At 67.8% G+C, this 23,326-nt stretch carries 22 protein-coding genes; 18 read left to right on the forward strand and 4 right to left on the reverse strand.

The window, feature by feature from the left end; genetic code table 11:
* The first annotated feature begins 90 nt into the window (after window positions 1–90).
* Window positions 91–672, forward strand: coding sequence for a YcjF family protein (locus tag EI73_RS06340; RefSeq protein ID WP_034385221.1), 582 nt, complete (start codon window positions 91–93; stop codon window positions 670–672).
* Window positions 673–973: 301 nt separating this feature from the next.
* Window positions 974–2,488 (forward strand): glycine--tRNA ligase, encoded by a 1,515-nt coding sequence (locus EI73_RS06345; RefSeq protein ID WP_034385223.1) that lies wholly within the window; start codon window positions 974–976, stop codon window positions 2,486–2,488.
* A gap of 66 nt (window positions 2,489–2,554) precedes the next feature.
* On the opposite strand, the gene EI73_RS16230 is transcribed toward EI73_RS06345, so the two are convergent.
* The 3 genes from EI73_RS16230 to EI73_RS06360 are packed head-to-tail and all read right to left on the reverse strand — an operon-like array spanning window position 2,555 to window position 4,502.
* Window positions 2,555–3,346 carry a hypothetical protein gene (locus tag EI73_RS16230; protein WP_034385225.1) on the reverse strand — a complete coding sequence of 264 codons (792 nt, stop codon included), beginning with the start codon at window positions 3,344–3,346 and terminating at the stop codon, window positions 2,555–2,557.
* 3 nt (window positions 3,347–3,349) lie between these two features.
* Entirely contained in the window at window positions 3,350–3,913 is a 564-nt protein-coding gene (locus EI73_RS06355) for a mismatch-specific DNA-glycosylase (protein ID WP_034385226.1), read from the reverse strand.
* On the reverse strand, window positions 3,906–4,502 hold the full coding sequence (locus EI73_RS06360; RefSeq protein ID WP_034385228.1) for a sulfite oxidase-like oxidoreductase: 597 nt from the start codon (window positions 4,500–4,502) through the stop codon (window positions 3,906–3,908). Before EI73_RS06360 ends, EI73_RS06355 begins: the two co-directional genes overlap by 8 nt.
* Window positions 4,503–4,713: 211 nt before the next feature.
* Between EI73_RS06360 and EI73_RS06365 the strand changes: the two genes are divergently transcribed.
* On the forward strand, window positions 4,714–5,643 hold the full coding sequence (locus tag EI73_RS06365) for a DUF4032 domain-containing protein (protein WP_034385231.1): 930 nt from the start codon (window positions 4,714–4,716) through the stop codon (window positions 5,641–5,643).
* A 3-nt stretch (window positions 5,644–5,646) separates the two neighbouring features.
* Here EI73_RS06365 and EI73_RS06370 read toward each other — a convergent pair whose 3' ends face one another.
* Window positions 5,647–6,978, reverse strand: coding sequence for a leucyl aminopeptidase family protein (locus EI73_RS06370; protein WP_034385235.1), 1,332 nt, complete (start codon window positions 6,976–6,978; stop codon window positions 5,647–5,649).
* Between the two features lie 95 nt (window positions 6,979–7,073).
* Here EI73_RS06370 and EI73_RS06375 point away from each other — a divergent pair, with 95 nt between their 5' ends.
* The 15 genes from EI73_RS06375 to aroQ all read left to right on the forward strand — a co-directional run bounded on the left by EI73_RS06375 (window position 7,074) and on the right by aroQ (window position 23,266).
* Window positions 7,074–7,526, forward strand: coding sequence for a MarR family winged helix-turn-helix transcriptional regulator (locus tag EI73_RS06375; RefSeq protein ID WP_034385238.1), 453 nt, complete (start codon window positions 7,074–7,076; stop codon window positions 7,524–7,526).
* Window positions 7,523–9,574, forward strand: a complete 2,052-nt coding sequence (locus EI73_RS06380) for an MDR family MFS transporter (RefSeq protein ID WP_034385241.1) — start codon at window positions 7,523–7,525, stop codon at window positions 9,572–9,574. Before EI73_RS06375 ends, EI73_RS06380 begins: the two co-directional genes overlap by 4 nt.
* Window positions 9,575–9,625: 51 nt before the next feature.
* The gene (locus EI73_RS06385) at window positions 9,626–9,958 is read left to right on the forward strand and encodes an Asp23/Gls24 family envelope stress response protein (RefSeq protein WP_034385242.1); all 333 of its coding nucleotides are present in this window, start codon (window positions 9,626–9,628) and stop codon (window positions 9,956–9,958) included.
* Window positions 9,959–10,010: 52 nt separating this feature from the next.
* Window positions 10,011–11,582, forward strand: a complete 1,572-nt coding sequence (locus EI73_RS06390) for a DAK2 domain-containing protein (RefSeq protein ID WP_034387863.1) — start codon at window positions 10,011–10,013, stop codon at window positions 11,580–11,582.
* A 45-nt stretch (window positions 11,583–11,627) separates the two neighbouring features.
* Entirely contained in the window at window positions 11,628–12,920 is a 1,293-nt protein-coding gene (murF, locus tag EI73_RS06395; protein WP_034385245.1) for a UDP-N-acetylmuramoyl-tripeptide--D-alanyl-D-alanine ligase, read from the forward strand.
* Between the two features lie 87 nt (window positions 12,921–13,007).
* The gene (locus tag EI73_RS06400) at window positions 13,008–13,745 is read left to right on the forward strand and encodes a hypothetical protein (RefSeq protein WP_034385248.1); all 738 of its coding nucleotides are present in this window, start codon (window positions 13,008–13,010) and stop codon (window positions 13,743–13,745) included.
* A gap of 250 nt (window positions 13,746–13,995) precedes the next feature.
* Window positions 13,996–15,168, forward strand: a complete 1,173-nt coding sequence (pilM, locus tag EI73_RS06405; RefSeq protein ID WP_034385251.1) for a type IV pilus assembly protein PilM — start codon at window positions 13,996–13,998, stop codon at window positions 15,166–15,168.
* A complete protein-coding gene (locus EI73_RS06410) occupies window positions 15,161–15,829 on the forward strand; it encodes a fimbrial assembly protein (RefSeq protein WP_034385252.1) in 669 nt (222 codons plus the stop codon). The genes pilM and EI73_RS06410 overlap by 8 nt, the downstream gene beginning before the upstream one ends.
* Complete coding sequence (gene pilO, locus EI73_RS06415) at window positions 15,819–16,448, forward strand: type 4a pilus biogenesis protein PilO (protein WP_034385254.1); 630 nt, start codon at window positions 15,819–15,821, stop codon at window positions 16,446–16,448. The genes EI73_RS06410 and pilO overlap by 11 nt, the downstream gene beginning before the upstream one ends.
* Entirely contained in the window at window positions 16,445–17,545 is a 1,101-nt protein-coding gene (locus EI73_RS06420) for a hypothetical protein (protein ID WP_034385257.1), read from the forward strand. The genes pilO and EI73_RS06420 overlap by 4 nt, the downstream gene beginning before the upstream one ends.
* A 3-nt stretch (window positions 17,546–17,548) precedes the next feature.
* Entirely contained in the window at window positions 17,549–19,819 is a 2,271-nt protein-coding gene (locus tag EI73_RS16675; protein ID WP_034385260.1) for a secretin N-terminal domain-containing protein, read from the forward strand.
* 102 nt (window positions 19,820–19,921) lie between these two features.
* Window positions 19,922–21,070: a chorismate synthase gene (gene aroC, locus EI73_RS06430; RefSeq protein WP_034385263.1), complete on the forward strand. Its 1,149-nt coding sequence runs from the start codon at window positions 19,922–19,924 to the stop codon at window positions 21,068–21,070.
* Window positions 21,071–21,185: 115 nt separating this feature from the next.
* On the forward strand, window positions 21,186–21,785 hold the full coding sequence (locus EI73_RS06435; RefSeq protein WP_034385264.1) for a shikimate kinase: 600 nt from the start codon (window positions 21,186–21,188) through the stop codon (window positions 21,783–21,785).
* Window positions 21,772–22,818 carry a 3-dehydroquinate synthase gene (gene aroB, locus EI73_RS06440; protein ID WP_034385267.1) on the forward strand — a complete coding sequence of 349 codons (1,047 nt, stop codon included), beginning with the start codon at window positions 21,772–21,774 and terminating at the stop codon, window positions 22,816–22,818. Before EI73_RS06435 ends, aroB begins: the two co-directional genes overlap by 14 nt.
* Before the next feature lie 16 nt (window positions 22,819–22,834).
* Window positions 22,835–23,266 carry a type II 3-dehydroquinate dehydratase gene (gene aroQ / locus EI73_RS06445; RefSeq protein ID WP_034385269.1) on the forward strand — a complete coding sequence of 144 codons (432 nt, stop codon included), beginning with the start codon at window positions 22,835–22,837 and terminating at the stop codon, window positions 23,264–23,266.
* Window positions 23,267–23,326 lie beyond the last annotated feature (60 nt).

The following is a 23,326-nucleotide window of genomic DNA, read 5'->3' on the forward strand; positions in this document are numbered from 1 at the left end:
CATCCTTCCCCCCCGGACGCGCCAGCCCCCCAGGCGCGTCCTTTGTGCTGGCGGGCCACCTGCCTCACCAGAGAGCGGTACACTCGCGCTATGTTGCCCCCTCTCGTCAGGCAGGTGCTGGACAACTTCAACCTGGATGTAGACCCCAACCTCTCCCCCGAGGAGAACGCCGAGGAGGTGATCAAAAGCGCGGCGCTGCTCTCGGGCGCGATCGCGGTAGAACCCATTCCCTTTGCGGATATCCTGCTGATTACCCCCGTACAGGCCAAGATGGTCTTGCACATCGGCAAGATCTACGGGTTTGAGCTCACGGCCGAGCGCGCCCGAGAGATCGCGCAGGAACTCGGCGCAACGGTCGCCTACGGCCTGCTGGCCCGGCAGGTGATGCGCGGCGTGGCCAAGCTGGCTCTGCCCCTGATCGGCGGCCTGATCACGGCACCGGCGGTGTACGGCTGGACCTTTGCGCTCGGCCGCCTCGCGCAGAACCACTTCGAGCGCAAACGCGCGGGCCTTCCCTTCGAACAGCGCCAGCAGGTACGGGTGATTCAGGAGGCCAAGGGCCAAGCCCGGCGAGTGCTGCCCAGCGCCCAGGACTTCAGTGATCTCGCTGCCGAGCTGCGCCGCCGCGCCGACGAGAAGAGCCGGGGCCAGGGGCGGGGCGAATTGAACTGAGGCCGCTTGACCCCCGCTCCCCTTCTGCGCCACACTTCTGGCAGCGTTGATCCGCAGGAGTAGCGGCACACGTGCCCAACGGCCCGACTCGTCTCGGGCCCCGAGCGAGCCTGTGATGGTGCGAGTCAGGCGGGTGGCGGGCCGTGAAGGGCGGCGGGGAGCGACATAACCTGAAAAGTGCCGAGGTGGGCGCAACGCCCCCTGGGAACTGGGGTGGAACCGCGTAGATGTCAGCTTCTGCGTCCCCAGGCGAGCCGTCGCCGGGGCGTTTTTCTTTTCCGGCGGCGGGAAAGGAGAAGACATGCCCGCACAAACCATGGAAGAACTCGTTTCTTTGTGCAAGCGTCGCGGCTTTATTTTTCAGGGATCAGAGATCTACGGCGGCCTGCAGGGCTTCTGGGACTACGGGCCCCTCGGCGTAGAGCTGAAAAACAACATCAAGGCGGCCTGGTGGCGCACAAACGTGTACGAGCGCGACGACATGGAGGGCCTCGACGCCGCCATCATCATGCACCGTCTGGTGCTGCGCCACTCCGGCCACGAGGCCACCTTCAGTGATCCCATGGTGGACAACCGCAAGACGAAGAAGCGGTATCGCCTCGACCATCTGATCAAGGACCAGAAGCCGGACGTGGTGGCGAAGGTGGCGGACGGCATGGGCGAGAGCGTCGAAAACTTCGCGGCGGTTGTCGCGGCGCTGGTGGCCAACCCCACCAGGGCCAGCGAGGTGTTGGTGGCGGCGGGCGTGCGTGACCCCTTCAGCGGCGAGGTGGGCGACTGGACCGAGCCGCGTCCCTTTAACATGATGTTCAAGACGAGCATCGGCCCGGTTGCCGACGAGGACGCCTACGGCTACCTGCGGCCCGAGACCGCGCAGGGCATCTTCACCAACTTCAAGAACGTGGTGGACTCGACCTCGCGCCGCCTCCCTTTTGGCATCGCGCAGATCGGCAAGGCGTTTCGCAACGAGATCACGCCGCGCAACTTCATCTTCCGCGTGCGCGAGCTTGAACAGATGGAGATCGAATTCTTCTGCGCGCCCGGCACCGACGAGGCCTGGCACCAGCACTGGTTGGAAGCCCGCCTCACCTGGTGGGAGGCGCAGGGCATTCCGCGCGAGAAGATTCAGGTGCTCGACGTGCCCAAAGAGGATCTCGCGCACTACTCCAAGCGCACGTATGACCTGATGTACAACTACCCCACGCTGGGTTACGAAGAGATTGAGGGCATCGCCAACCGCACCGACTTTGACCTAGGAAGCCACACGAAGGCGCAAGCAGAACTGGGCATCCAGGCGCGCGTAGAGGAAAACCTCGACTCGGTGGCCAAGCTGACGATTCCCCACCCCGAGACGAACAAGCCGGTCGTGCCCTTTGTGATCGAGCCGTCTGCCGGTGTGGACCGCGCGATGCTCGCGGTATTGGCGGAAGCCTACACCAAGGAGACGCTGGAGAACGGCTCCGAGCGCATTGTGCTCAAGCTCAAGCCGCATCTGGCGCCCATCAAGGTGGCGGTGATTCCACTCGCCCGCAACCGCGAGGAGCTCACGAGCGTGGCGAGAGCGATCAAGGCCGACCTTCAGAAACTCGGGCTGGGCCGCGTGCTGTACGAGGACAGCGGCAACATCGGCAAAGCCTACCGCCGCCACGACGAGGTGGGCACCCCCTACTGCGTGACCGTGGACTTCGACACTGTGGGCAAGGGCGAGGACCCGAGCCTCACGGACACCGTGACCGTCCGCGACCGCGACACCCTAGGGCAGGAGCGGGTGAAGATCAGCGAGTTGAGTGGGTGGCTCCAGGCGCGCCTGCGCTAGGCGCTCGCCCAATCAGCACAAGCCCCCGCGTGGTGCGGGGGTTCTTGTGCCGGTAGACAGGGCTCCTCAACGGCGGGGCGGCGTTTCCCCACGCTCGCCGTACTTGCTTTCCAGATACCGGTGCTGGGCCTCCAGGGCGCGGAGCTGCCGTTCTTGGCGCTCCCGGGTGATCTCCTTCATGCGGCGCTCAATCAGGGTCAACTGCCCGAGCAACAGGCGCTCGGTCTCGGGCGTGTGGGGGGCGGCGCGGTAGGTGCGCAGCAGCTCGGGCAGGTCCTCGCGGGCAGCCTGCTGGGCATCGAAGGCGTCGCGCCCCAGCGCAGCATCCTCGGCGGTGGCACGCAGCGCGTCACGGGTGGCGATCACGGTGGCGTGGAGCGCGGCGCGGCCCGCAGCAGGCAGGGCGCGTTCACCCGAGCGCAACAGCGTGAGCAGGCGCGTTTCGTCGTCGGCCACGGTGGCGAGGCTGGAAACGCCGGACCGCGCCGCGGGGTCCGGCAGCGGCTGGGGCGAGAGCAGCCGAGCGCCGCGGATCACCGCGCGCAGCAGGCCCAACAACGCCAGGAACAGGGTCAACCCCAGCAGCCAGCCCGCCGGGTCCCAGCCCAGGGCCAGCAGTAGGCCAAAGAAAAACAGCAGGGGCAGCACCACGAACAAGCCCACCACCCCCTGCACCACCAGCCAGGTCAAAGCGCGCGTGCGGCGGCCGAGGTCGGGCAGCAGCGCGGGACGCGGAGGGGTCGCCCAGGGATCACGTGGCCAGGGTGCCAGACGGTGCCGGACCGGCCGGGTCAGGGACCGCACCACACGCGAGCCCAGACGCGCAGCGGTGAAAACGGTCGTGACATGAGGAGCCATAGCTCAGGGTACGCGTTCAGGATGAAAGGCGTTCCCACCCGAGGCCGCGTTCCGAAGCCGCGCCACCCGTTCCGCGAGCGCCTGCCATGGCCCAAGCTGAAAGTGGTTGTGACCGAGCGGGCTGGTGGAGGGCAACACCCAGAGCTCGCAGCCCTCCAGTGGCAGCAGTTGCGGGCCGTAGGGCAGCTTCCCGGTGGGAAGGCCCAGCGTCTCCGCCGCGCCGCGCTTGCTGGTAAAGGCGACGATGGCCGGACGGTAGTGCCGAAGTTTGGCGCGCAGCTCGTGGGGAGCCCAAGCCTCCTGGGGCAGGGCGGCGTCTACGCCGCTGTGCCGTTTGGCGACGTCGGTGAGGCCGATCCCGTACCTCGGCAGGGTCGCGTACTCGTGCGGGGCGAGCAGGCGGGGAGTGAGGCCCGTTTCAAACAGCACCCGCCAGAATTTGTTTTCGGGGTTGGCGTAGTACGCCCGTGCCCGCGCACTGATGCGGCTGGGCGCCGTGCCGACAAGCACCAGCGTCAGACCGGGTTGCAGCACGTCCGGGACGAGGTACCCCTCCCCCTCAGTCATCGTCGTAGCGCTCCTCCTTGAAGGGGTCGCCCCGCATGTGGTACCCGTTGCGCTCCCAGAAGCCAGGCCGGTCCTCGGCCATGAATTCCAGCCCGCTGAGCCACTTGGCGCTCTTCCAGAAGTAGAGGTGCGGCACGACCAGCCGCAGCGGGCCGCCGTGCTCGGGGGCCAGCGGTTCGCCGTCAAAGGTGTGGGCCAGCAGATTCTCGGGCCGCAGGAAGTCCTCGAGTGGGAGGTTGGTGGTGTAGCCCCCCACGCTGTGCTGCATCACGTAGCGGGCCGCCGGGTCGAGCCGCACGTGTGCCATCAGGTCCACGACGCGCACACCGGTCCAGGTCGTGTCGAGCTTGCTCCAGTGGGTGACGCAGTGGATGTCATAGGTCAACGTCGTCTGCGGCAGGGCCAAGAGGTCGTCCCAGGTGAAGGTCTTCTCCTCGGCCAGCCCAAAGATGCGTACCCGCACGTCCTGGGGCGCGTAGTGCTGTGAGGGACCGTAGGTGAGGACCGGAAAGCGGGTGGTGAGGGTCTGCCCCGGAGGAATCCGCCCCCCCAGGTCATCCTCCGGCTTCTTGAAGAACTTGCCGAGCATGGAGGTATTTGACTGTTCCTCAAGAGGCGGGCGGTAGAGCGAGCAACACCTTTGCGGCGATCGGTAAAGGATTTCGGTAGGTCCCGCTGGGGGACAACCGTCCGCCCCGAGCAGCCCCAAAAGGTGTACAGTGTACACAAAGCCGGGGCATTTCTGCCTTCCCCGGCCGTGCAGACCCCGGCCCCGGCGTTCCCGCGCCAGGAGCCCGACCATGAGTGAGACCCATCCCCGCCTTCAGGCCCGCCACGAGGTTGAACGCGCCCGCTTTCTGGCGGACGTGTACGACCTGCTGGCGATTTTGCGCCGTGAGCCCAACGAGCTGCTGCCCTTTGACTGGGTTTGGCACCTCGCCCCAGAAGGTGAACACCCGCTGGGGGTCCAGGCTATCCCGGTCGACCAGATCATCGGCTCTGTGGACCGCTACCGTGAGTTCGACCGGCACTACCTGCCCAAAGAGCCGCACCTCGACGAGCGCTGGATCGGCGTGCGCGCTGCGCAGCTTCAGGGCAAGGAGCTGCCGCCGATTCAGGTCTACAAGGTGGGCGAGCTGTACTTCGTCAAAGACGGAAACCACCGGGTCTCGGTCGCCCGCCGTCAGGGCCAGCACTACATCGACGCGCACGTGATTGAACTCCATGTCACCGTGCCGCCGGACGAGCACGACACCCTCCGCGACCTGATTATCAAGGGGGAGTATGCCCGCTTTCTCAAGGCCACGGAACTCGGCCGGGTGGTGCCGGGCCACCGTGAGATTCTCTTTACCACGCCGGGCCGCTACGACCGCCTGCTGGAGCACATCCGCACCCGGCAGTACTTCCTCGACCGCAAGCCGGAGCGCGCGGGGTTGCCGCCCGTGAGCTGGGCGGAGGCTGTGGAAAGCTGGTACCGCCGCCTCTACAGCCGAGTGCTCGAGAACATCGAAAAGCACGACGTGATGGCGCGGTTTCCGGGCCGTACCGAAGCGGACCTGTACCTCTGGATCATGGATCACCGCTACTTCCTGACCGAGAAGTACGGCCACGACGTAGGCAGCGAAGCCGCGACCCGCGACTTCCGCGCCCACCATGCCCCGCCCCTGTACCGGCGGGTTGGGCAGCGAATGCGGCTGATGTGGCGGGGACGGCTCCACCCGGCGGCGTAACCGTCACCGCCCCAGCACGTACCCCACGAGCGTCCCTACGCCCCAGCCGGTCGCCCGACCTGCCTTCATCGCGTTCCCGGCCATGTCGAGGTGCGCCCAGGGCCGGGTCACGAATTCGCGCAGGAAGAGGGCGGCCTTGATGCTGCCCCCCGCAGGGACCAGGTCAGAGTTGCGCAGGTCGGCGAGCGTCTCTTTCTGGAAGGCCTGGAGGTAGGGGGCGTGCAGCGGCATCTCCCACACGAATTCACCGGCGGCCTCGGCGCTGGCCTTGAGGCGGGCGGTCAGGCCCGCATCGGTGCTGTAGAGGGCCGCGATCTCGTCTCCTAGGGCGGTGACCTTGGCCCCGGTCAGGGTTGCCAGATCCACCAGCTCGGTCGCGCCCTCGTCACAGGCGACGGCCAGGGCGTCCGCGAGAATCAGGCGGCCCTCTGCGTCGGTGTTCAGCACCTCCACCGTCTTGCCGTTGGCGGCGCGGTAGATGTCGCCGGGCCGCATCGCCTGGGGACCAACCATGTTCTCGGCGGCGGGCACGTAGGCGCGGACCTCTAGGCCCTCGGGCAGGCGGTCACGCGCCTCGGCCAGCGCGCGCATCGCGCCCAGAACGGCCGCCGCGCCGCCCATGTCGCCCTTCATGGTCGCCATCCCCTGCGCGTTCTTGATGGAGTAGCCGCCCGTATCGAAGGTGATGCCCTTGCCCACCAAAGCGATCACGCGCTGCGCCGCGCCGCGCGGCGGCAGGGTCACGCGAATCAGGCGGGGGCCCGAGGCGCTGCCCGCCGCGACCGCCCGCAGCAGGCCCATGCCCCGCGCCTCGATCTCGCTCTCGTCCCAGACGTCCACGTCTGCTCCCAGCGCCTCCAGGGCACGCGCTTCACGGGCCAGGGTGACGGGGCCCAGGACGTTTGCCGGGGCATTCACCAGGTCGCGAGCAAAACGAACGCCCGCGGCGAGAGCAGCCACGTATGCTCGGTCCGATAGGCCCTCCACCGCGAGCTGAGCAGGCCCGGGCTGCGCCTGGGAACGGTAGCGCGCGTCGCGGTCGCCCGCCGCAAGGGCGGCCAGGGCCAGAGCCTCCCCGTACTCCGCAGCCTCGACCCGCACGCGGTGCGCCCCGAGGTCACTGGCCAGCCGCATCAGCGCCGTGCCGACCTCCCGAGCCTCCGCGGCGTTCCTAGGCGACAAGGCGACCGCGACGTCGCCCGCCGCAGCGCGCGCGAGCACCTGCACGGTCCCCGGCTTCAGCGCCCGCGCCACCTGTGCGGGCAGGTCCGCCCCCTCTTCAGCAGAAAACGTCAACGTGAGGTCCACTCGGTCCAGCGTGCTGACAAGGTGCATGAAGGGCAGTAAACCACGGTTCCGGCAGCCTAGGCCGAAAGACTTAACACTCCGAAATGATTGACCTAAGTGAATTATTGCCGTATTTTGGTTGGATGATTTCTCCAGCCCTTCCCCCACCCCCACGGGAACAGGTCGCGCGGTTTTTAAGCAGCATGTGGCGGTTTCAGCGCCGCCTCAAGCAGGAGCTCGATCCCCTTCTGGCGGCTCGGCACGGCCTCGACTTGCGCAAGTTCTTTGTCCTGCGGGGAATCCAAGACGGCCATCAGTACCCCAAGGTGCTTGCTGAGCAGCTGCAGATGCCCGCCACGCTGCTCAGCCGTTATCTCGATCAACTCGTCAAGCAGGGCCTGATCGAGCGGCACATCGACGCGCAGGACTCGCGCCGCACGCACCTGACCCTGACCACGGCAGGCGAACACGTGATTCGCGACACGCTCGACACCGCTCAGGCCCTGACGGGGGCACGCCTCGCTCGGCTGGACCCCGCCACCCTCTCGGCGCTTCTGAGCGCCCTTGAACTTCTTGCCCAAGAGGACTGCGCATGACTGTCTCCACACCGTCCCTTCCCCAAACCAGCTGGAGTGACCAGGAAAAACGCATCACCCTGATCGGCCTGTTGGTCGTCTTTCTGCTCGCCGCGCTCAGCCAGACCGTCGTGGGCACGGCCATGCCTCGCATCATCGAGGACCTGCACGGCTTCAACCTGTACTCCTGGGTCACCACCGCCTACCTGCTTTCCAGCACGGTGATGGTGCCCATCTACGGCAAGCTCTCGGACCTGTATGGCCGCAAGCCCGTCCTGGTGTTCGGCATCGTGGTGTTTCTGTTGGGCTCGGCCCTCAGCGGCCTCGCGGGCGAGGCGTTTCTAGGTGACTTTCTGGGCGGCGGCATGAACCAGCTCATCGCCTTCCGGGCGGTCGCGGGCTTCGGCGGCGCAGCGCTCTTTACCATCGCCTTTACCATTCTGGCCGACATGTTTCCTCCCGCCGAGCGGGCCCGGTTCGGCGGCCTCTTCGGCGCGGTCTTCGGCCTCGCCAGCGTGATTGGCCCCGCGGTGGGCGGCTTTCTGACCGACCAGCTCTCCTGGCGCTGGACCTTCTACGTGAACCTGCCGCTGGGGCTCTTGGCCCTCTTTCTCATCCTGGCGAAGATGCCCCGGCTCACCCACCGCTCGGGCGGAAAGATCGACTTTCCCGGGGCGGCGCTGATCTTGGCCATGACCGTTCCGCTGCTGCTGGCCCTCACCTGGGGCGGCGTGACCTATCCCTGGGACAGCGCACGCATTCTGACCCTGTTCGCCGTGAGCGCGGTCAGCCTGATCGCCTTTCTGCTTGTCGAGGCTCGCACCAAGGACGCCATCATTCCCCTCACCCTCTTTCGCGTGCCCATGTTCTCGCTGGGCAACCTGGCCTCCTTCATCATGGGGATGGCCTTTATGGGCGCGATCCTGTTCCTGCCCCTCTTTATGCAGATGGTGCTGGGCGTCTCGCCCACCAAGAGCGGCTTTTCCATGCTGCCGCTGATGGGCGGCCTGATCCTGTCCAGCATCGGCGTCGGGCAGATCGTCGCCCGAACCGGCCGGTACAAGCCCTGGATGATCGGCGGCGGCCTCCTGCTGATGCTGGGGATCTACCTCCTCACGCAGATCACCGCCCATACCACCCTGGCGGACCTCGGCTGGCGCATGTTCGTCGTGGGCCTGGGCCTAGGGCCTGCCCAGAGCCTCTTTACGCTCGCCATTCAGAACGCCGTGCCGCTGAGCCAGATGGGCATTGCCACCTCGAGCTCACAGTTTTTCCGGCAGATCGGCTCGACGATCGGCGCAGCGGTTTTCGGCACCCTGCTTCTGAATAACCTGCACGCAGAACTTCCCCGGCACCTGCCGCAGGTGCCCGGTATGACGCTGAACGCCAGCAACTTCGACATCGGCACCCTGCGGGCGAGCAGCAGCGGGGGCGGCAACCCCGCCGAGCAGAAGATCCAGGAAGCCTTTGCCGCTCAGTACGCGCAGATTGCCCGGGCGCTCAACGGTGACCGGGCCGCCGCGCAGGCCCTGGCCGCCAACCCTGCCCTGCCTGCCGAGCTCAAGGCGCTTGTCACGGGGGGCGGCCTCCAGGCCCAGGTGCATCAGAAGCTGACGGCGCAGGCCACCCAGATCGCCAATGTGCTGAAAAACGGCGAGGCGGGCCGCCAGGCGCTCCTGCACAGCAGCCAGACGCCCGAAGCCCTCAAGGCACAACTCCGGGCCCTGCCCGCGCAGGCCTTGGCTACGCCGCAAGCTGCACAGGCCACCGCCCAGCGCGTGCAGCAGGCTCTCTTGGCCCAGGAGCCCGCGCTGGTGAAGCAGGCCACGCAAAGCACCTTGAGCCAGCTCAAGACCCGCCTGAACGAGCAGGCAAAGACGCTGGCCGCGCAGCTCTCCACCGGCCTGAAAGAAGGCTTTACCGCCGCCATGACCAAGATGTTCGGCACCAGCATCTGGATCGTCCTCGCTGGCTTCCTGGTCACGCTGTTCGTCCCGGTTCTGCCCCTGCGGAGCCAGGCTGTCCCCGTGCGCAGCGGTCCGGCGACCGAGGCCCAGCTGGGCGACTAGCGGGAGGCCAGTCTGTGGGGCGGGAGTCCCTCGCGTATACTCCTGTCTACTGTGACTGGCTCCATCGTGATTTCCGAGGCGGCGCTCGCCTCTCTGATCGGCCTGACCGCGCACGAGATCCCCGGCGTGGTCGGGATGGCCCCGGCCACCCTGAAAGAAGGGCTCTCGCGCGTGCTGGGCCGCGCCAACGCCCGTGAAGGGGTGGTCGTCTCACGCGAGGGCGGCGAGTATGCGGCTGACCTGTACGTCGTCGTGGCCTACGGCGTGAGCATCCCGACCGTCGCCCGCAACATCAAAGATCGGGTCGAACACGTCGTGAAGACGCAGGCCGGGATCGAGCTCAAGGCCACCCGTGTCCACGCGGTGGGGGTGCAGCGTGTCTGAGGCTGCTCGGCATGGACCTGTCACGGCCCTCCAACCCGCCGACCTCGCCCACATGCTGCGGGTGGCGACCGACTGGCTGGGGGTGTACCGCGAACAGGTCAACGCGCTGAACGTCTACCCGGTGCCCGACGGCGACACCGGCACGAATATGCACCTCACCATGCAGTCGGTGCGGCGCGAGCTGGACACCTGCGACGAACAGAGCATGCCGTCGGTTGCGCGCGCGATCAGCTACGGGGCGCTGCTGGGCGCACGCGGCAACAGCGGCGTGATCCTCTCGCAGCTGCTCAAGGGCTTTGCCGAAGCCATTCGCGACAAGGCGGAGATCGGCCCCGAGGCGCTGGCCGCGGCCTTTCGCGCGGCCCAAAAGGCCGGCTACGGCGCCGTCATGAAGCCGGTAGAGGGCACCATCCTCACGGTCGCGCGGGGCGTAGCGGACGGCGCGAATGGCCCGCGCGAGCGCGACACGGTGGACGCCGTACTGGAACAGGCCCTCTTCGAGGGGCAGCGGCTTCTGGACCAGACCCCCGAGATGCTCCCGGCCCTCAAGCAGGCGGGGGTGATCGACTCGGGCGGGCAGGGCTACCTGTACGTGGTGCAGGGGATGCTCGCGGCGCTGCGCGGGGAGGCGCTGCCCGAGGCACCGTCCGTCACGAGCTACGCGCAGGAGCAGTTTGAAACCGAGGAATTCGGCTACTGCACCGAGTTTTTGATGTCGGACGCCACCAAGCCCATCGAGGAGATCCGCGCGCTGGTCAGCCCCTTTGGGGACAGCCTGCTCGTGGTTGGCGCCGAGGGCTACGTGAAGGGCCACATCCACACCAACGAACCTGACGCGCTGCTGGCAACGGTGGGCCGCTACGGGCGAATGCTCAAGACCAAGGTCGAAGACATGTCCGAGCAGCACACCGAGATTCTGGGCATGGCGGGCGCGGCGGCACGGGCCGAGGAGGAGGTGCCGCCCGCGGGCCTGGTCGCGGTGGCCAGCGGCTACGGGCTGGTCAAGCTCTTTCGTTCGCTGGGGGCCCGCATTGTGTCGGGCGGGCAAACGGCCAATCCCAGCGTTCAGGACATCGTGGACGCGGTGCGCTCAGTCAGCGCTGAAAAGGTCCTGATTCTGCCCAACAACAAAAACGTGCTGATGGCCGCCGAAAAGGCGACCGAGCTGCTCGAGGGCCGCGCGGTGGTCGTGCCCACCCGCACGCTGGGGCAGGGCATTGGCGCGGCCCTCGCCTTTCAGCCTGACGCCGACGCGGAGAGCCTGAAGGCCGAGATGGAGGCGGCCGCCGCCCGCGTGACCACCTTTGAAGTCACCCGCGCCAGCCGCACGACGACGGTCACCACCAAGGAGGGGACCACCCTGGAGATTGCCGAGGGCGACGTGATCGGCCTCAAGGACGACGAACTCGTGCAGGCGGGCGGCACGCCCGAGGGCAGCGTGCTGGAGATGCTGAACCGCAGCTACGCGGGCCAGGAGATCGTCACGGTGTTCGGCGGACCCCAAAAGACGCAGGAGGATCTGGACGCCCTCGCTGCGCGCATCGCCAAAGAGTTCCCGATGGTGGAGGTCGAGGCCCACCTGGGGGGACCGGACCTGTACGACTATCTGGTCACGCTCGAGTAGGCGTTCGTGGGCAGGCAGCCGCCTGCCCTTTGCTACCTTCCCCCCATGCTTGACCCCCACGCGTCCCTCCCCTTTCCCGCCACCGTTCACCCGCAGGCCCGGCCCGCGGCCCGCCTGACCTGGGATTCCCGGCAGGCTTCGCCCCAGGTCGCGTTCGTGGCCCTGCCCGGCGAGAAGACGCACGGCAACCGCTTCGTGGAGGCGGCGCTGGCGGCGGGAGCCCCCTTCGTGCTGACCGACCTCGACGTTCCGGGGGCAGTACGAGTGCCCGACGCGCGAGAAGCCCTCCTGGCCTGGGCCCGCGCCGAACGCGCGCGGAACCCCCTGGTGGTGGGCATCACCGGCAGCGTGGGCAAGACGACCGCCAAGAGCTACGCGGCAGCGGCGCTGAACGCGGCCTTTATGCCCGTCTACAACACCATCCCCGCCATCGCCTGCTTTCTGATCGAGTTCGGGAGAAGCGGCGCTCCCCTGGTGGTCGAGATGGGGATTGACCGCCCCGGCGAGATGGCCGAACTTGTGGACCTTGTGCAGCCCGACGTGGGGGTTGTCACCAGCGTGGGCGCCGCGCACCTGGAACAGCTTGGCAGCGTGGAGGGCGTGGCGCGTGAAAAGGGCATCATTCTGGCCGGACGGCGCGGGCTGGTGGGCACCCAGGCGGCTCCCTTCTATCCCGGTGTGGACACCTACGGGTTTGGCGAGGGCGTGACCTACGCGGGCGAGGGCCTAGACGTCACCCCGGCGGGCGCGCAGTTTACCTTTCGGGGCGTGCCCGTCACACTGCCGCTGGCCTCGCGGGTCCAGGCCGAAGCCGCGGTGCTGGGCCTCGCGCTCGCCCTGGAGGCGGGGATGCCCCTGCCGGAGGCGGCGAGGCGGCTTGCGGGCGTACAGGTACCGGGGGGCCGCTACCAGGTTCATCCGGGCCGCTTCACCGTGATCGACGACGCCTACAACGCCTCTCCGCTCGCGGTGACGGCGGCGCTGGACGCCCTCGCCACCTTTCCGGGCCGCCGCATCAGCGTGCTGGGGCGGATGCTGGAACTGGGCACGACCGAACGCGAGCTGCACGCCCAGGTGGGAGCCCATGCCCGTCAGAAGGCCGACCTCACCTACGGGGTGGGGGCCTTTGCCGCCGAGCTCGGCGAGCGGGCCTACCGCACGGTGCCCGAACTGCTCGCAGACCTGCTCACGGAGATTCGGAACGGTGACGTGGTGCTCGTCAAGGCCAGCCGGGGCATCTCGTGGACGCCCGAGAGGCGCGCGCAGGAGGGCGTGGGGCTAGACGTGGTGGTAGAGGCGCTGCTGCGGGTGCGGGACGGCGAAAAGGCCCCCCGGTAGACCGCTCTGCCCTTCAGGGCCCGCAAAGAGAACCCCGGGCCTGGGAAGCCTCATGCCCCACAGCGTCCCTTCCTGAACAATGCACCCATGCGCCGCTCTTTGCTCGCCGCGTTCACCGCCCTGTCCCTTCTCAGCGCCTGCGCTCCGGCGGCGGCCCCGCGCGGGCCTGCCGTGGCCTTTGACGCGGCCTTCTCACCGGAGGGCGCCACTTGGCTGGACAACGGACAGGCCTGTGTGGCCCGCGCGCCCTCCTACCGGCCGGTCTGCCCCCAGTTGCCGGGGAGGGCGGTGGCGGTCGCCTGGCAAGGCGGAGACGCCTGGGCCGCTCTGCCGGGAGCAGGGCTGCTGGTCACGCTGGACCGCGCCGCACGGTCGGTGCCGGTGGGGCGGGTGGTGACCCTCTCCTCCACTCGGGCGTACCGCGAGGACGGCAGCGCGGTGACCTATGCCGGGCAGCCCGCAGGCGGCGTCTCCGGCGCACCCACGGCGGCCCTCACCGGCGGCGACGGCGAGGATTACGTGTTGCTGGCCGGGACGCTGCGGCGCGTGGCTGACGGCCTGATCGTCGAGACGGCCCCCGGGCCGCTCCTCGAAGTCACCCCCACGGGCGTTCGTTCGGCGAACCTGCCCAGCGTGACCACAGCGGCGGGCACGTACCGCCTGACGGGAACAGCCCTTCAGCGGCTGGACGCGTCAGGCCGGGTCCTGGCCAGCGTGCCGCACGGTCCCGGCCGGGTGGGGGTGGTGGGAGCGGACATCGTGACCGTCGCGCCGAGTGGCCTCGTGCGGGTCTTCGGTGTGGACCTGACGCCGCTGAGCCGCTGACGCCTTCTGCCCGGGCATCCGGTCTTTATCCTTCGGGGGGGTTGCGCCCTGGGCGTCGCCCTGGATTCAGGGCACTCCACCCCGTCCCAGACGGGTCTTTTGGGCTGTCAGAGTTACGTAAGTGTGGGGGTGGTTGCATGAGACGCTCATGCAGCCGCCTTTCGTCTTTTCTCTCTCCGCTTCTTCCCTGCCTCCTGGAGCGGTTTTCCCCCAGATGAGCCCCTGCTAGAACCCGCCCCTCGGAGGACGCATGTCGACCCTGTTTCAACGCCTAAGCAAGCCGCGCCCGAGTGCCATCGGCGTGGAAATCGGCACGAGCGCCATCAAGGTGGTGGCGCTGCGCCCGGGCACGCCGGCGGTGCTTCAGCATGCCGTGATGGTGCCCACGCCCATCGGCAGCATGCGCGACGGGCTGGTGATCGAGCCGCAGGCGGTCGCCCACGAGCTCAAAAGCCTGCTGGCCGAGCACCGCATCTCGGCCCGCTATGCCGTCACCGCCGTGCCCAACCAGGCCGCCGTTACGCGCAACATCATGGTGCCGCGGCTAGACCGCCAGGATCTCCAAGAAGCCATCAAGTGGGAGGCGGAGCGCTACATCCCCTACCCCATCGAAGAGGTGAACCTGGATTTTGACCTGCTCGACGACCCCGCCGCCGTCCCAGAAGACGGGCAGCTGGAGGCGGTGCTTGCCGCCGCACCCAGCGAGGCGGTGGCTCGGCAGGTCGAGGTGCTGCGCCTGGCCGACCTAGAACCCGTCGTGGTGGATCTCAAGAGTTTTGCAGCGCTGCGCGCCCTGCGCGGGAACCTGCTCGGTGAACACCTCAACAAGACCACCCTGGCGGGCCTGAACTACACGGAGGCAGGTGAGGTGGCGCTTGTGCTGGAGATCGGCGCAAGCAGCAGCGTGATCAGCCTGGTGCGTGGCGACCGGCTGCTGATGGCCCGCAACATTGGGGTGGCGGCCGACGACTTCACCACCGCGCTGCAAAAAGCCTTTGATCTGGACTTCAGCGCCGCTGAGGAGGTTAAACTCGCCTGCGGAAGCGCCGTTACGCCCGGACAGAACGAGGACACGCCGCTGCGCCTGGGCGCGCACGAGCAGTACAGCCCGGCGCGCGTCTTCGAGGTGATTCGCCCGGTGCTCGCCGACCTGATCACCGAGATTCGCCGCTCGCTGGAGTTCTACCGGGTACAGTCCGGGGACGTGGTGATCGACCGGACCTTTATCGCGGGAGGCGGCGCGAAGCTGCGGGGCCTGGCGAGCGCGATCAGCAGCGCCCTGGGCTTCCGGGTCGAGGTCGGCAATCCCTGGCTGACCGTGCAGACCGACGCGGCCAACGTGGATACCGGCTACCTCCAGGCCAATGCACCGGAATTCACGGTGCCGCTGGGTCTGGCGCTACGGGGGGTACCGCATGGTTGAGATCAACCTGCTGCCGCACACCGAGCGCCGCAGCACGCGCCCGAACGCCTGGCGATACGCGACCGCCGCCGTCTTGGGCCTCACCGCCGCAGCCATCCTGGTGCCTGAACTGTCGGTTGGCGGCGAACTGCGGCGGCTGCGCACCGAGCAGGACCGGTTGCAGGGCGAGATCGTTGCCCTGACCCCCGCCAAGCAGGAATACGACCGTCTGCTGGCCACCCAGCGCACGCTGGAGGAGGTCACGAAGGTGGCCGGAGAGCTGCGGGACCGCAAGACGTACTGGACGAACGACGTGGCTGCCTTCGCCGCGCAGCTTCCGGGCGCAGGCAGCGTGGCGATCACGTCCATGAGCGTGAAACCACTCGATCCCAGCGCGCTCGCCAGCCTGCAACAAAGCGGCATCTACACCGGGAAAAACGTGGTGCGTGAGATCGACCTCTCGGGCACTGCTCGCAGCCAGCAGTCGGTCGTCAACTTCCTGAACACCTTCGAAAACAGCCCCAACTTCGCCGTCAATTTCCGCAGCCTGGAGCGCGAGGGCGAGACAGGCCGCTATACCTTTGCCGCGTCTGTGGGTCTGGTGGGTTCAGCAGCCACGACGGACACGGCCGGTGCTCAGCCCGGTGTAGGGGCGGCGGCAGGAGGTGCCGATGTCCAGTAAAGTCGCCCCACGGCCGCTGTTTCTGCTTGTCGTTGCCGCCTGCTTGCTGCTTCTGCTGCTGTGGTACTTCCTGCGCTTTCAACCGCGCCAGCAGGAAATCTCACTGCTGAAGGGCGAACTCGAAACCACCCGGCTGAACGCCGAACGTCACCGCGCCGCTCAGCGCGAGCTGCCGGAATTGCGCGTGGCCGTAGCCCGGCTTCAGGTGGAACGGGACCAGTTCCTGCGGGCGCTGCCGGCCACCGCACAGTTCGGCGTGGTCCTCGACGAGGTGCGGCGCAACATCAGCGCGGCAGGAGCCGAACTCACCACCTTCACCGTGCAAAACGGCACGGCCAGCGGCCTGCCCGGCGGCGTGCGGCCCATCAACCTCAACCTGGGCGTGAGCGGTCAGTTCGCCGAAGTGTTCCGCGCCCTGCGGTCCCTGGAAACCATGAACCGCTTCACGACCGTCAGCGGCCTGAACCTGCAGCTGCCGCAGGCAAGCACCTTTAACCCCACGCTGGAGGGCACCCTGAACCTCACCGTCTACACCTTTGACGAGCAGCAGGCGAGCGCGGGCACCGCCCCCGCAGCACCGGCGGCACCGCCCGCCGCGCCCACGGGAGGTGCCCAGTGACATTCGGCAAACGTCTCCCCGGGCAGCTCAAGCTCTCGCGCGAGATGAAGCTGCTGCTCGTTCTGCTGCTGATCCTGACCCTGAGTGGCGGCATCGCCGTGTGGAACGCCAAGCGCCACGCAGCTGACCTCGTCCAGACGCCCCCAGCGAGCGATGAGGTGGCTGGAACAGGAGGCGCACCGGCCCCCCCGGCCAGCAGCAGCGGCGGTACGGTGACGCAACCGAGCGGCGCGGTGGAGGTACCGTCCATCCCCGCGTTCGGGCAGGCGGGCAGTGGCGACACTCCTCCTACCCCGAGCGGCATCAACCCTGACACCCCGCTGGCCGCGATCCCCAGCGTCAATCCCTTCCGGCCCCTGGCTCTGGAGAAAAAAGATGAGCCACCGGCCCAGCAGGCGGCGAGCATCACCCCCGAGCCGCAGACACCCGGAGCTCTTCCCAGCGCCCCGCTGAACCTGCCCCGTCCCACAACGGCTTCTCCGGTCGCCACTGCCCCGCGCGAATCCCTTACCCTTTCTCCCCTCCCCCAGACACCCGAGCGCGTGACCGTCGAGCGCCCTGCGGTGAATGGCGCTCCCTTCCCGCCCTCCACCACGCCGAGCCCGGCGAGCGAGGCGAAGACCGAGCCGGTCACGCCCCCACAGAACCTGCCTGCGCCGTCCACGCCCCTTCCAGCTCCCGTCCGGCCACCCGCCGTGGCGTTGAGCGTGCCGCGCGAGCCCCTTGATCTGGGAGCCGGCAAAACCGACTCGGATGCCGCAGCAGCGGACGGTTCGGGCAAGACGGCGCTGCCCCCCGCCACGGTCCTGCCCACACCGGGGACGCCGAAGCCCATCACCCAACTGGGGGCAGCGGACCCCGCGGCGTCCACGAGCGACCTTGACCGCTGGGTCCAGAGCCGCGGCCTCTCGCTGGCCTCCGCCGTGCTCGGCCCGGTCAACACCGCCATCCTGCACTCACCAGACGGCTTTTTTGTCGTCTCCACCGGGCAGACCCTCCCCGACTCGGACGTGACTGTCCGTGAGGTGACCGCGGAGAGCGTCACCCTCGCGCGGGGCAACGACACCACCACCCTGAACCTTGAAGAGAAAAGGTGAGCCGTGAAGAGATACGTCCTCCTGCTGACCGCCGCGCTCGGTATGGCCGCTGCGCAGACCACCCCCGTTCCCGCCACGCCGCAGACGCCGGAGGCCGCCACACCTGCCCCGAGCCGCTTCGTGGACCCGCAGCTGAGCCCCGTCCCGGTCTCCGTCAACACCGGAAGCTACCGGGGTCCCCTGTCCGTATTGCTCGCGGCCGTGGCCAAGAGCGCAGGGTACGAGGTGGTGTTTAACTTCAATGTCGACGCCCTCGCGCTGATCGAAGGCCGCCTCTCCACCACGTCTTCCACCACCACGAGCACGGAGACGGACACCCGCACGTCAACCGTCACGGCGACAGGCGGCGGCAGCTACGCCTCGCCCACGGGCCGCCCCCAGGAACTCAGCGCCAAGCCCATCGCGTACAACTTCGTCAGGAAGCCCTTCAACGAGGTCTGGCCGCTCCTGATGGATATCTACGAGCTGCAGTACAGCGTGGTCCGCGTCGGCAACAGCCAGGTTCTGCGCATCGGCCAGCGGCCCGCGCAACTCGCGGTACCCCTCAGCCACATCAACGCCCAGTACGCTCACCAGAGGGCGCTGGAGTTTTTCGGAGAACGCATCTACACAGAATTGCCCATCCGGGATTCTAACGGGACGATCGTTGACAAGGTTCGGCAGTTCGACGGCTACGCCCTTACAGGAACGCTGAAGATTGTCCCGGACACCGAGAACAATCGTCTGATTGTTGGCGGTACCACCGAAGAGACGGCAAAGGTTCGCAGCTTTATTTCTACCATTGACGTTCCCAAGGCAGCGGTACCGGCCATTCCACAAAGCCAGGTGATCTATACCGTCAAGGGAAGTCCGGTCGAGGCCATCAACCTGCTCAAGGCACGTTATCCGAACCTCAACCTGACACAGTACGGTTCGTCGCCGCAGATCATCCTCAGCGGCGTCAAGAGTGAAGTGGATGCGGCCCTGGCTCTCCTCGCCCAGGTGGACCGTCCCGCACCGCCGGAACCCGCGACCACACAACGCCTCTACACGGTCAAGGGGGTACAGGCGGATGTGGCGGCCCTGCTCGCCGCCCAGTACCCTAGCCTCAAGGTCACGCCCGTCGGACAGACCGGGCAGCTGGTCATCACCGGCCCGCAGACGCAGCTCGACGCGGCCCTGGCTCTCCTCGCCCAGGTGGACCGTCCGGTAGCAGCCGTGCCCAAGACCGTGCAGCGCGTCTTCCAACTGGTGAATGCGAGTGCTGAGGAGGTCAAGGCAACGCTTGAGGGGACGCTGGCGCGTGACCTGACGGGGGACAGCGACCCGCAGAAACTGGTCAACGTGCCGGTGAACGCGACCGACGCGAACGGAAACGCAGTCACGGTCACCGTGCCGACGGCAGGAACAAGTGCCGCACAGCCGGAAGGGCAGAGCGCACAACAGTCCGCCCAAGCGGCGACCGACGCCAGCGGCGCGACGATCATCGCGGACAAGCGCACGAACACGCTGATTGTGCGCGGTACCCCCGAGCAGGTCACGCAGATCGCCGAACTGGTCCCCCAACTCGACCAGGTGGTGCCGCAGATCAACGTGCAGGTCCGCATTCAGGAGATCACCGAGACGGCCGCGCGCAGCCTGGGGCTGGACTGGAAGGTGAACTTCGGCGGCTTCAACGTGAGCGTGGGGGGCAGCGGGTTGGGCGCCACCTTTGACCCCACACGCTCGCTGGTGGGCTTCAACATCTTCCCCACCCTTCAGGCGCTGGAGAATCAGGGCTTCACCAAGCGCGTGTACGACGGCAACATCTCCATGCAGAGCGGGCAGCGGTCGCTGGGCACCGGCACGAACTCACAAAATGCCTCGGCCAACGCCGCGGCGAGCATCAAAAGCGGCGGGCGGCTGGAGATCAACATTCCGTCCAGCAGCGGCAACATCGAGAAGCAGATCGACTACGGCCTCAACCTGGACTTCTTCGATCCGCAGGTGGCACCGGACGGCACCATCACGCTGCGGGTGCGCGGGCAGGTGAGCAATATCGCCGGGCAATTGCCGACCACTGGCCTGCCCAACCTGCTGAACTTCACCAACTCCGAAGCCCAAAGCACCGTGACGTTCAAGAGCGGACAGACGGTCCTTATGAGCGGCCTGCTGGGCGTGGCGGAATCGCGCACGAACGACGGCGTGCCCTTCCTGAGTAGCCTCCCGGTGATCGGCGCGGCCTTTGGCCAGCAGACGACGCGCCGAGAGCAGAGCCAGCTGCTTGTGATCATCACCGGCTCCGTGGTGAAGTAGAAGGAGGCGCGGCGCACCGGCGGGCGGCTTCGAGCACGGGGCCGCTCGCCCTGTTTGGGCAGCCCACCCCGTTTTCGTCGTGCGCGGCGCTACATTCCCTCCATGAGGTATCTCACCGCCGGGGAGTCGCACGGGCCGCAACTGACGGCCATCATCGAGGGGTTGCCGTCGCAGTTGCCGCTGGGGACCGGTGACATCAATCCCTGGCTCCGCAAGCGGCAGGGCGGCTACGGACGCGGTCGGCGCATGGTGATCGAGACGGACGAGGCACAGCTTCTCAGCGGGGTCCGCGCGGGCCGCACCACCGGGGCGCCGGTCACGCTGGTCCTTCCCAACCGCGACCACCGCAACTGGGTGGAGATCATGTCGCCCGAGCCGGGGGGCGAGCCGCGCAAAAAGGCGCTGACCGATGCCCGCCCCGGCCACGCCGACCTCACCGGCGGCATCAAGTACCGCCACAAGGACCTGCGCGACGTGCTGGAACGGGCCTCGGCGCGGGAGACGGCGGCGCGGGTTGCGGTGGGGGCCGTGGCCCTCAAGCTGCTCGCGGAGCTCGGTGTAGAGGGGGCAAATTACGTGGCGAGCCTGGGCGGAATCGAGACGCGCGTGCCCTTCTCCTGGGACCAGCTCGGCGCGATCGAGGCATCGGACCTGCGAACCCCCGATGCGGACGCGGCCGCGCGGATGCGCGAGCGGATCGACGAGGCGAAAAGGGACGGCGATACCCTGGGCGGCATTCTGGAGGTGCGCTTCCGGGGCTTGCCGGTCGGCCTGGGGAGCTACGTGCACTGGGACCGCAAGCTGGACGGAAAGATCGCTCAGGCCTGTCTCAGCGTGCAGGCGATGAAGGGCGTGGAGATCGGACGGGCGTTCGAGAACGCGGTCAAGCCCGGCAGCCAGGTGCATGACCCGGTGTACTACCGGGAGGGCACCTATGCCCGCGAGACCAACAGCGCGGGCGGCCTGGAGGCGGGCATGACGAACGGCGAGGAACTCATCGTCCGCGTCGCCATGAAGCCCATCGCCACCCTGATGAAGCCGCTGCCGACCGTCAACGTGGTCACGCACGAGCCCTCGGACGCCGCCCGTGAGCGCAGCGACACGACGGCCGTGCCCGCCGCCGGAGTCATCCTGCAGTGTGTGATCGGCTGGGTGCTCGCCGACGCGGTGCTCGAAAAGTTCGGTGGAGACACGCTGCCCGAGCTTCAGGAGCGGGTTCAGGCGGCGAGGGCCTATGCTCGGGCGTACTGATACTGAGCTGGGATGGCGGGTCGAGACGGCCCTTGCCGCGTCGCTGCTCGAGCTTGACGAGCCAGAGGGTGACCTGTGCACGCTGACAAACCGGCTTTCCTCTAGACTGTCCCCCATGAACGGGTCCAGCCTGATCGTGCGTCCCGTCACCTGGGTGGCACTGGCGGGCTTTATGGGCACCGGAAAAAGCCGCGTCGGCTGGGAACTGTCGCGCGCGCTGGCGCTGCATTTCGTGGACACCGACAAGCTGATTACACGCGTGATCGGCAAGAGCATTCCCGAGGTGTTTGCGCAGGAGGGTGAAGGCTACTTCCGCGCCTGTGAGGCGGAGGTGGTGCGCCGCGTCACCCGATTGGACTACGCCGTGGTCAGCCTGGGCGGCGGCACCTTTATCCACGAGGCAAACCGCCGCATGCTGCTCGAACGTGGCCCGGTGGTGGTGCTGTGGGCCTCGCCCGAGACGGTGTACCAGCGTACCCGTCACAGCGACCGGCCGCTGCTGCAAACCCCCGACCCCCTCACGCGCATCCGTACCCTGATGACCGAGCGCGAGGAGCACTACCGGCAGGGCACCATCCATATCCACAGTGACGGTCGCCCCGCCGAAGAGATCGTAGAAGAGGTCATCGAGCGCCTGTGGGACTGGGCAGACAGCCAGGCCACCCGAGGAAACGAGCTCCCCGCGCACCCCCTGGAGGAACGTGCGGCGGATTGAGGTCGGTGGGCCGCAGCCCTACGCGGTGGAGGTCGGCCCCGGCCTGCTCGCGCGGGTGCGGGTGCCGCAGCGGCAGGTCGCCCTGCTTCACCCCGTAGACCTGCCCCCCGCCTATGTCCAGGTGGTCCAGGCCGCCCTCTCTCCCTGCGTGACCGTGCCGGTCCCCGCTCGCGACGACTGCAAGACGCTCGCGGTGTACGCGGACGTGCTCTCGCGCCTCGCCCAGGTCAACCTGCCTCGTGACGGCGCCGTCGTGGGGCTGGGCGGTGGAGCCGCCACCGACCTCGCGGGCTTCGTCGCCGCGACCTACCTGCGCGGCGTGGCCTTTTACACCCTGCCCACGACGCTGCTGGGGATGGTGGACGCGGCAGTGGGTGGCAAGACCGGCGTGAACCTGCCCGAGGGCAAGAACCTTGTCGGCGCGTTCTGGCCGCCCAGGGCCGTGTGGTGTGACACGGACACCCTGGCCACCCTGCCCCGTCCCGTGTTCGCAGAGGGCGCCGCAGAGGCGTACAAGCACGGCCTGATTGCCGACCCGACCCTCCTTTCCCGCGTGCTCTCGCCTGGCTTCTGCCCCGGGGGACCAGGGCTGCAAGACACCCTTGCGGACGCCGTCGCCGTCAAGGCCGGGGTGGTGAGCCGCGACCTGACGGAACAGGGTGAACGCGCTTTTCTGAATTTCGGCCACACGCTGGCACACGGGCTGGAGGCAGCCACGAACCACGCGGTCACGCACGGCGAGGCGGTCGGGTACGGGATGCATTACGCGGCCCTCCTCAGCCGGGCTTTGGGCGGCGCGGACCTCAGCGGGCACACGCTTGCCTTCCTGCGCTGGCAGCGGCCCCAGCCCCTCCCCCCCCTCACCTTTGACGACGTGTGGCCCTATATGGCCCGCGACAAAAAGGCGGATACGCAGGGCGTCCGCTTCGTGCTCCTGCATGACCTGGCTCAGCCCTATCTGGCACGCGTTCCCGAAACGGTGTTGCGGCGGGCTTTTGAGACGTGGCAAACAGATGTCACCAGCCTGAGCTAACCCGGTAGGCTGAAGCATGATCCTCGTTCTCAACGGCCCCAACCTCAACCGTCTCGGCCTGCGCGAACCGGACGTGTACGGCTCGCAGACGCTCGAAGACCTGGAACGTCTGTGCGAGACGTGGGGCGCCGAACTCGGCGTGCCGGTGACCTGCCGCCAAAGCAACTACGAGGGGCAACTGCTGGAGTGGATTCAGGACGCGCAGGAGCACGGCTTCACCGGCATCGTCCTCAATCCGGGCGCGCTGACGCATTATTCCTACGCGCTGCGGGACGCGATCGCCGGGCAACCCCTTCCCGTCGTCGAGGTCCATATCTCCAACGTAGACGCCCGCGAGGCGTTTCGCCATCAGTCGGTGACGGCGGCGGTCTGCCGGGGCAAGATCAGCGGGCTGGGCTTTCTGGGCTACCGCCTGGCGATGGAGGCGCTGACGGAGGGGAGCGCCTAACGCTCTTCCCTACCCTTGCCCCTTCCCCCCTTCCTCTGATACCTTTTTCTTTAGTGTCTC

This window comes from Deinococcus sp. YIM 77859 (assembly GCF_000745175.1).
In the GTDB taxonomy this organism is placed as follows: Bacteria; Deinococcota; Deinococci; order Deinococcales; family Deinococcaceae; genus Deinococcus.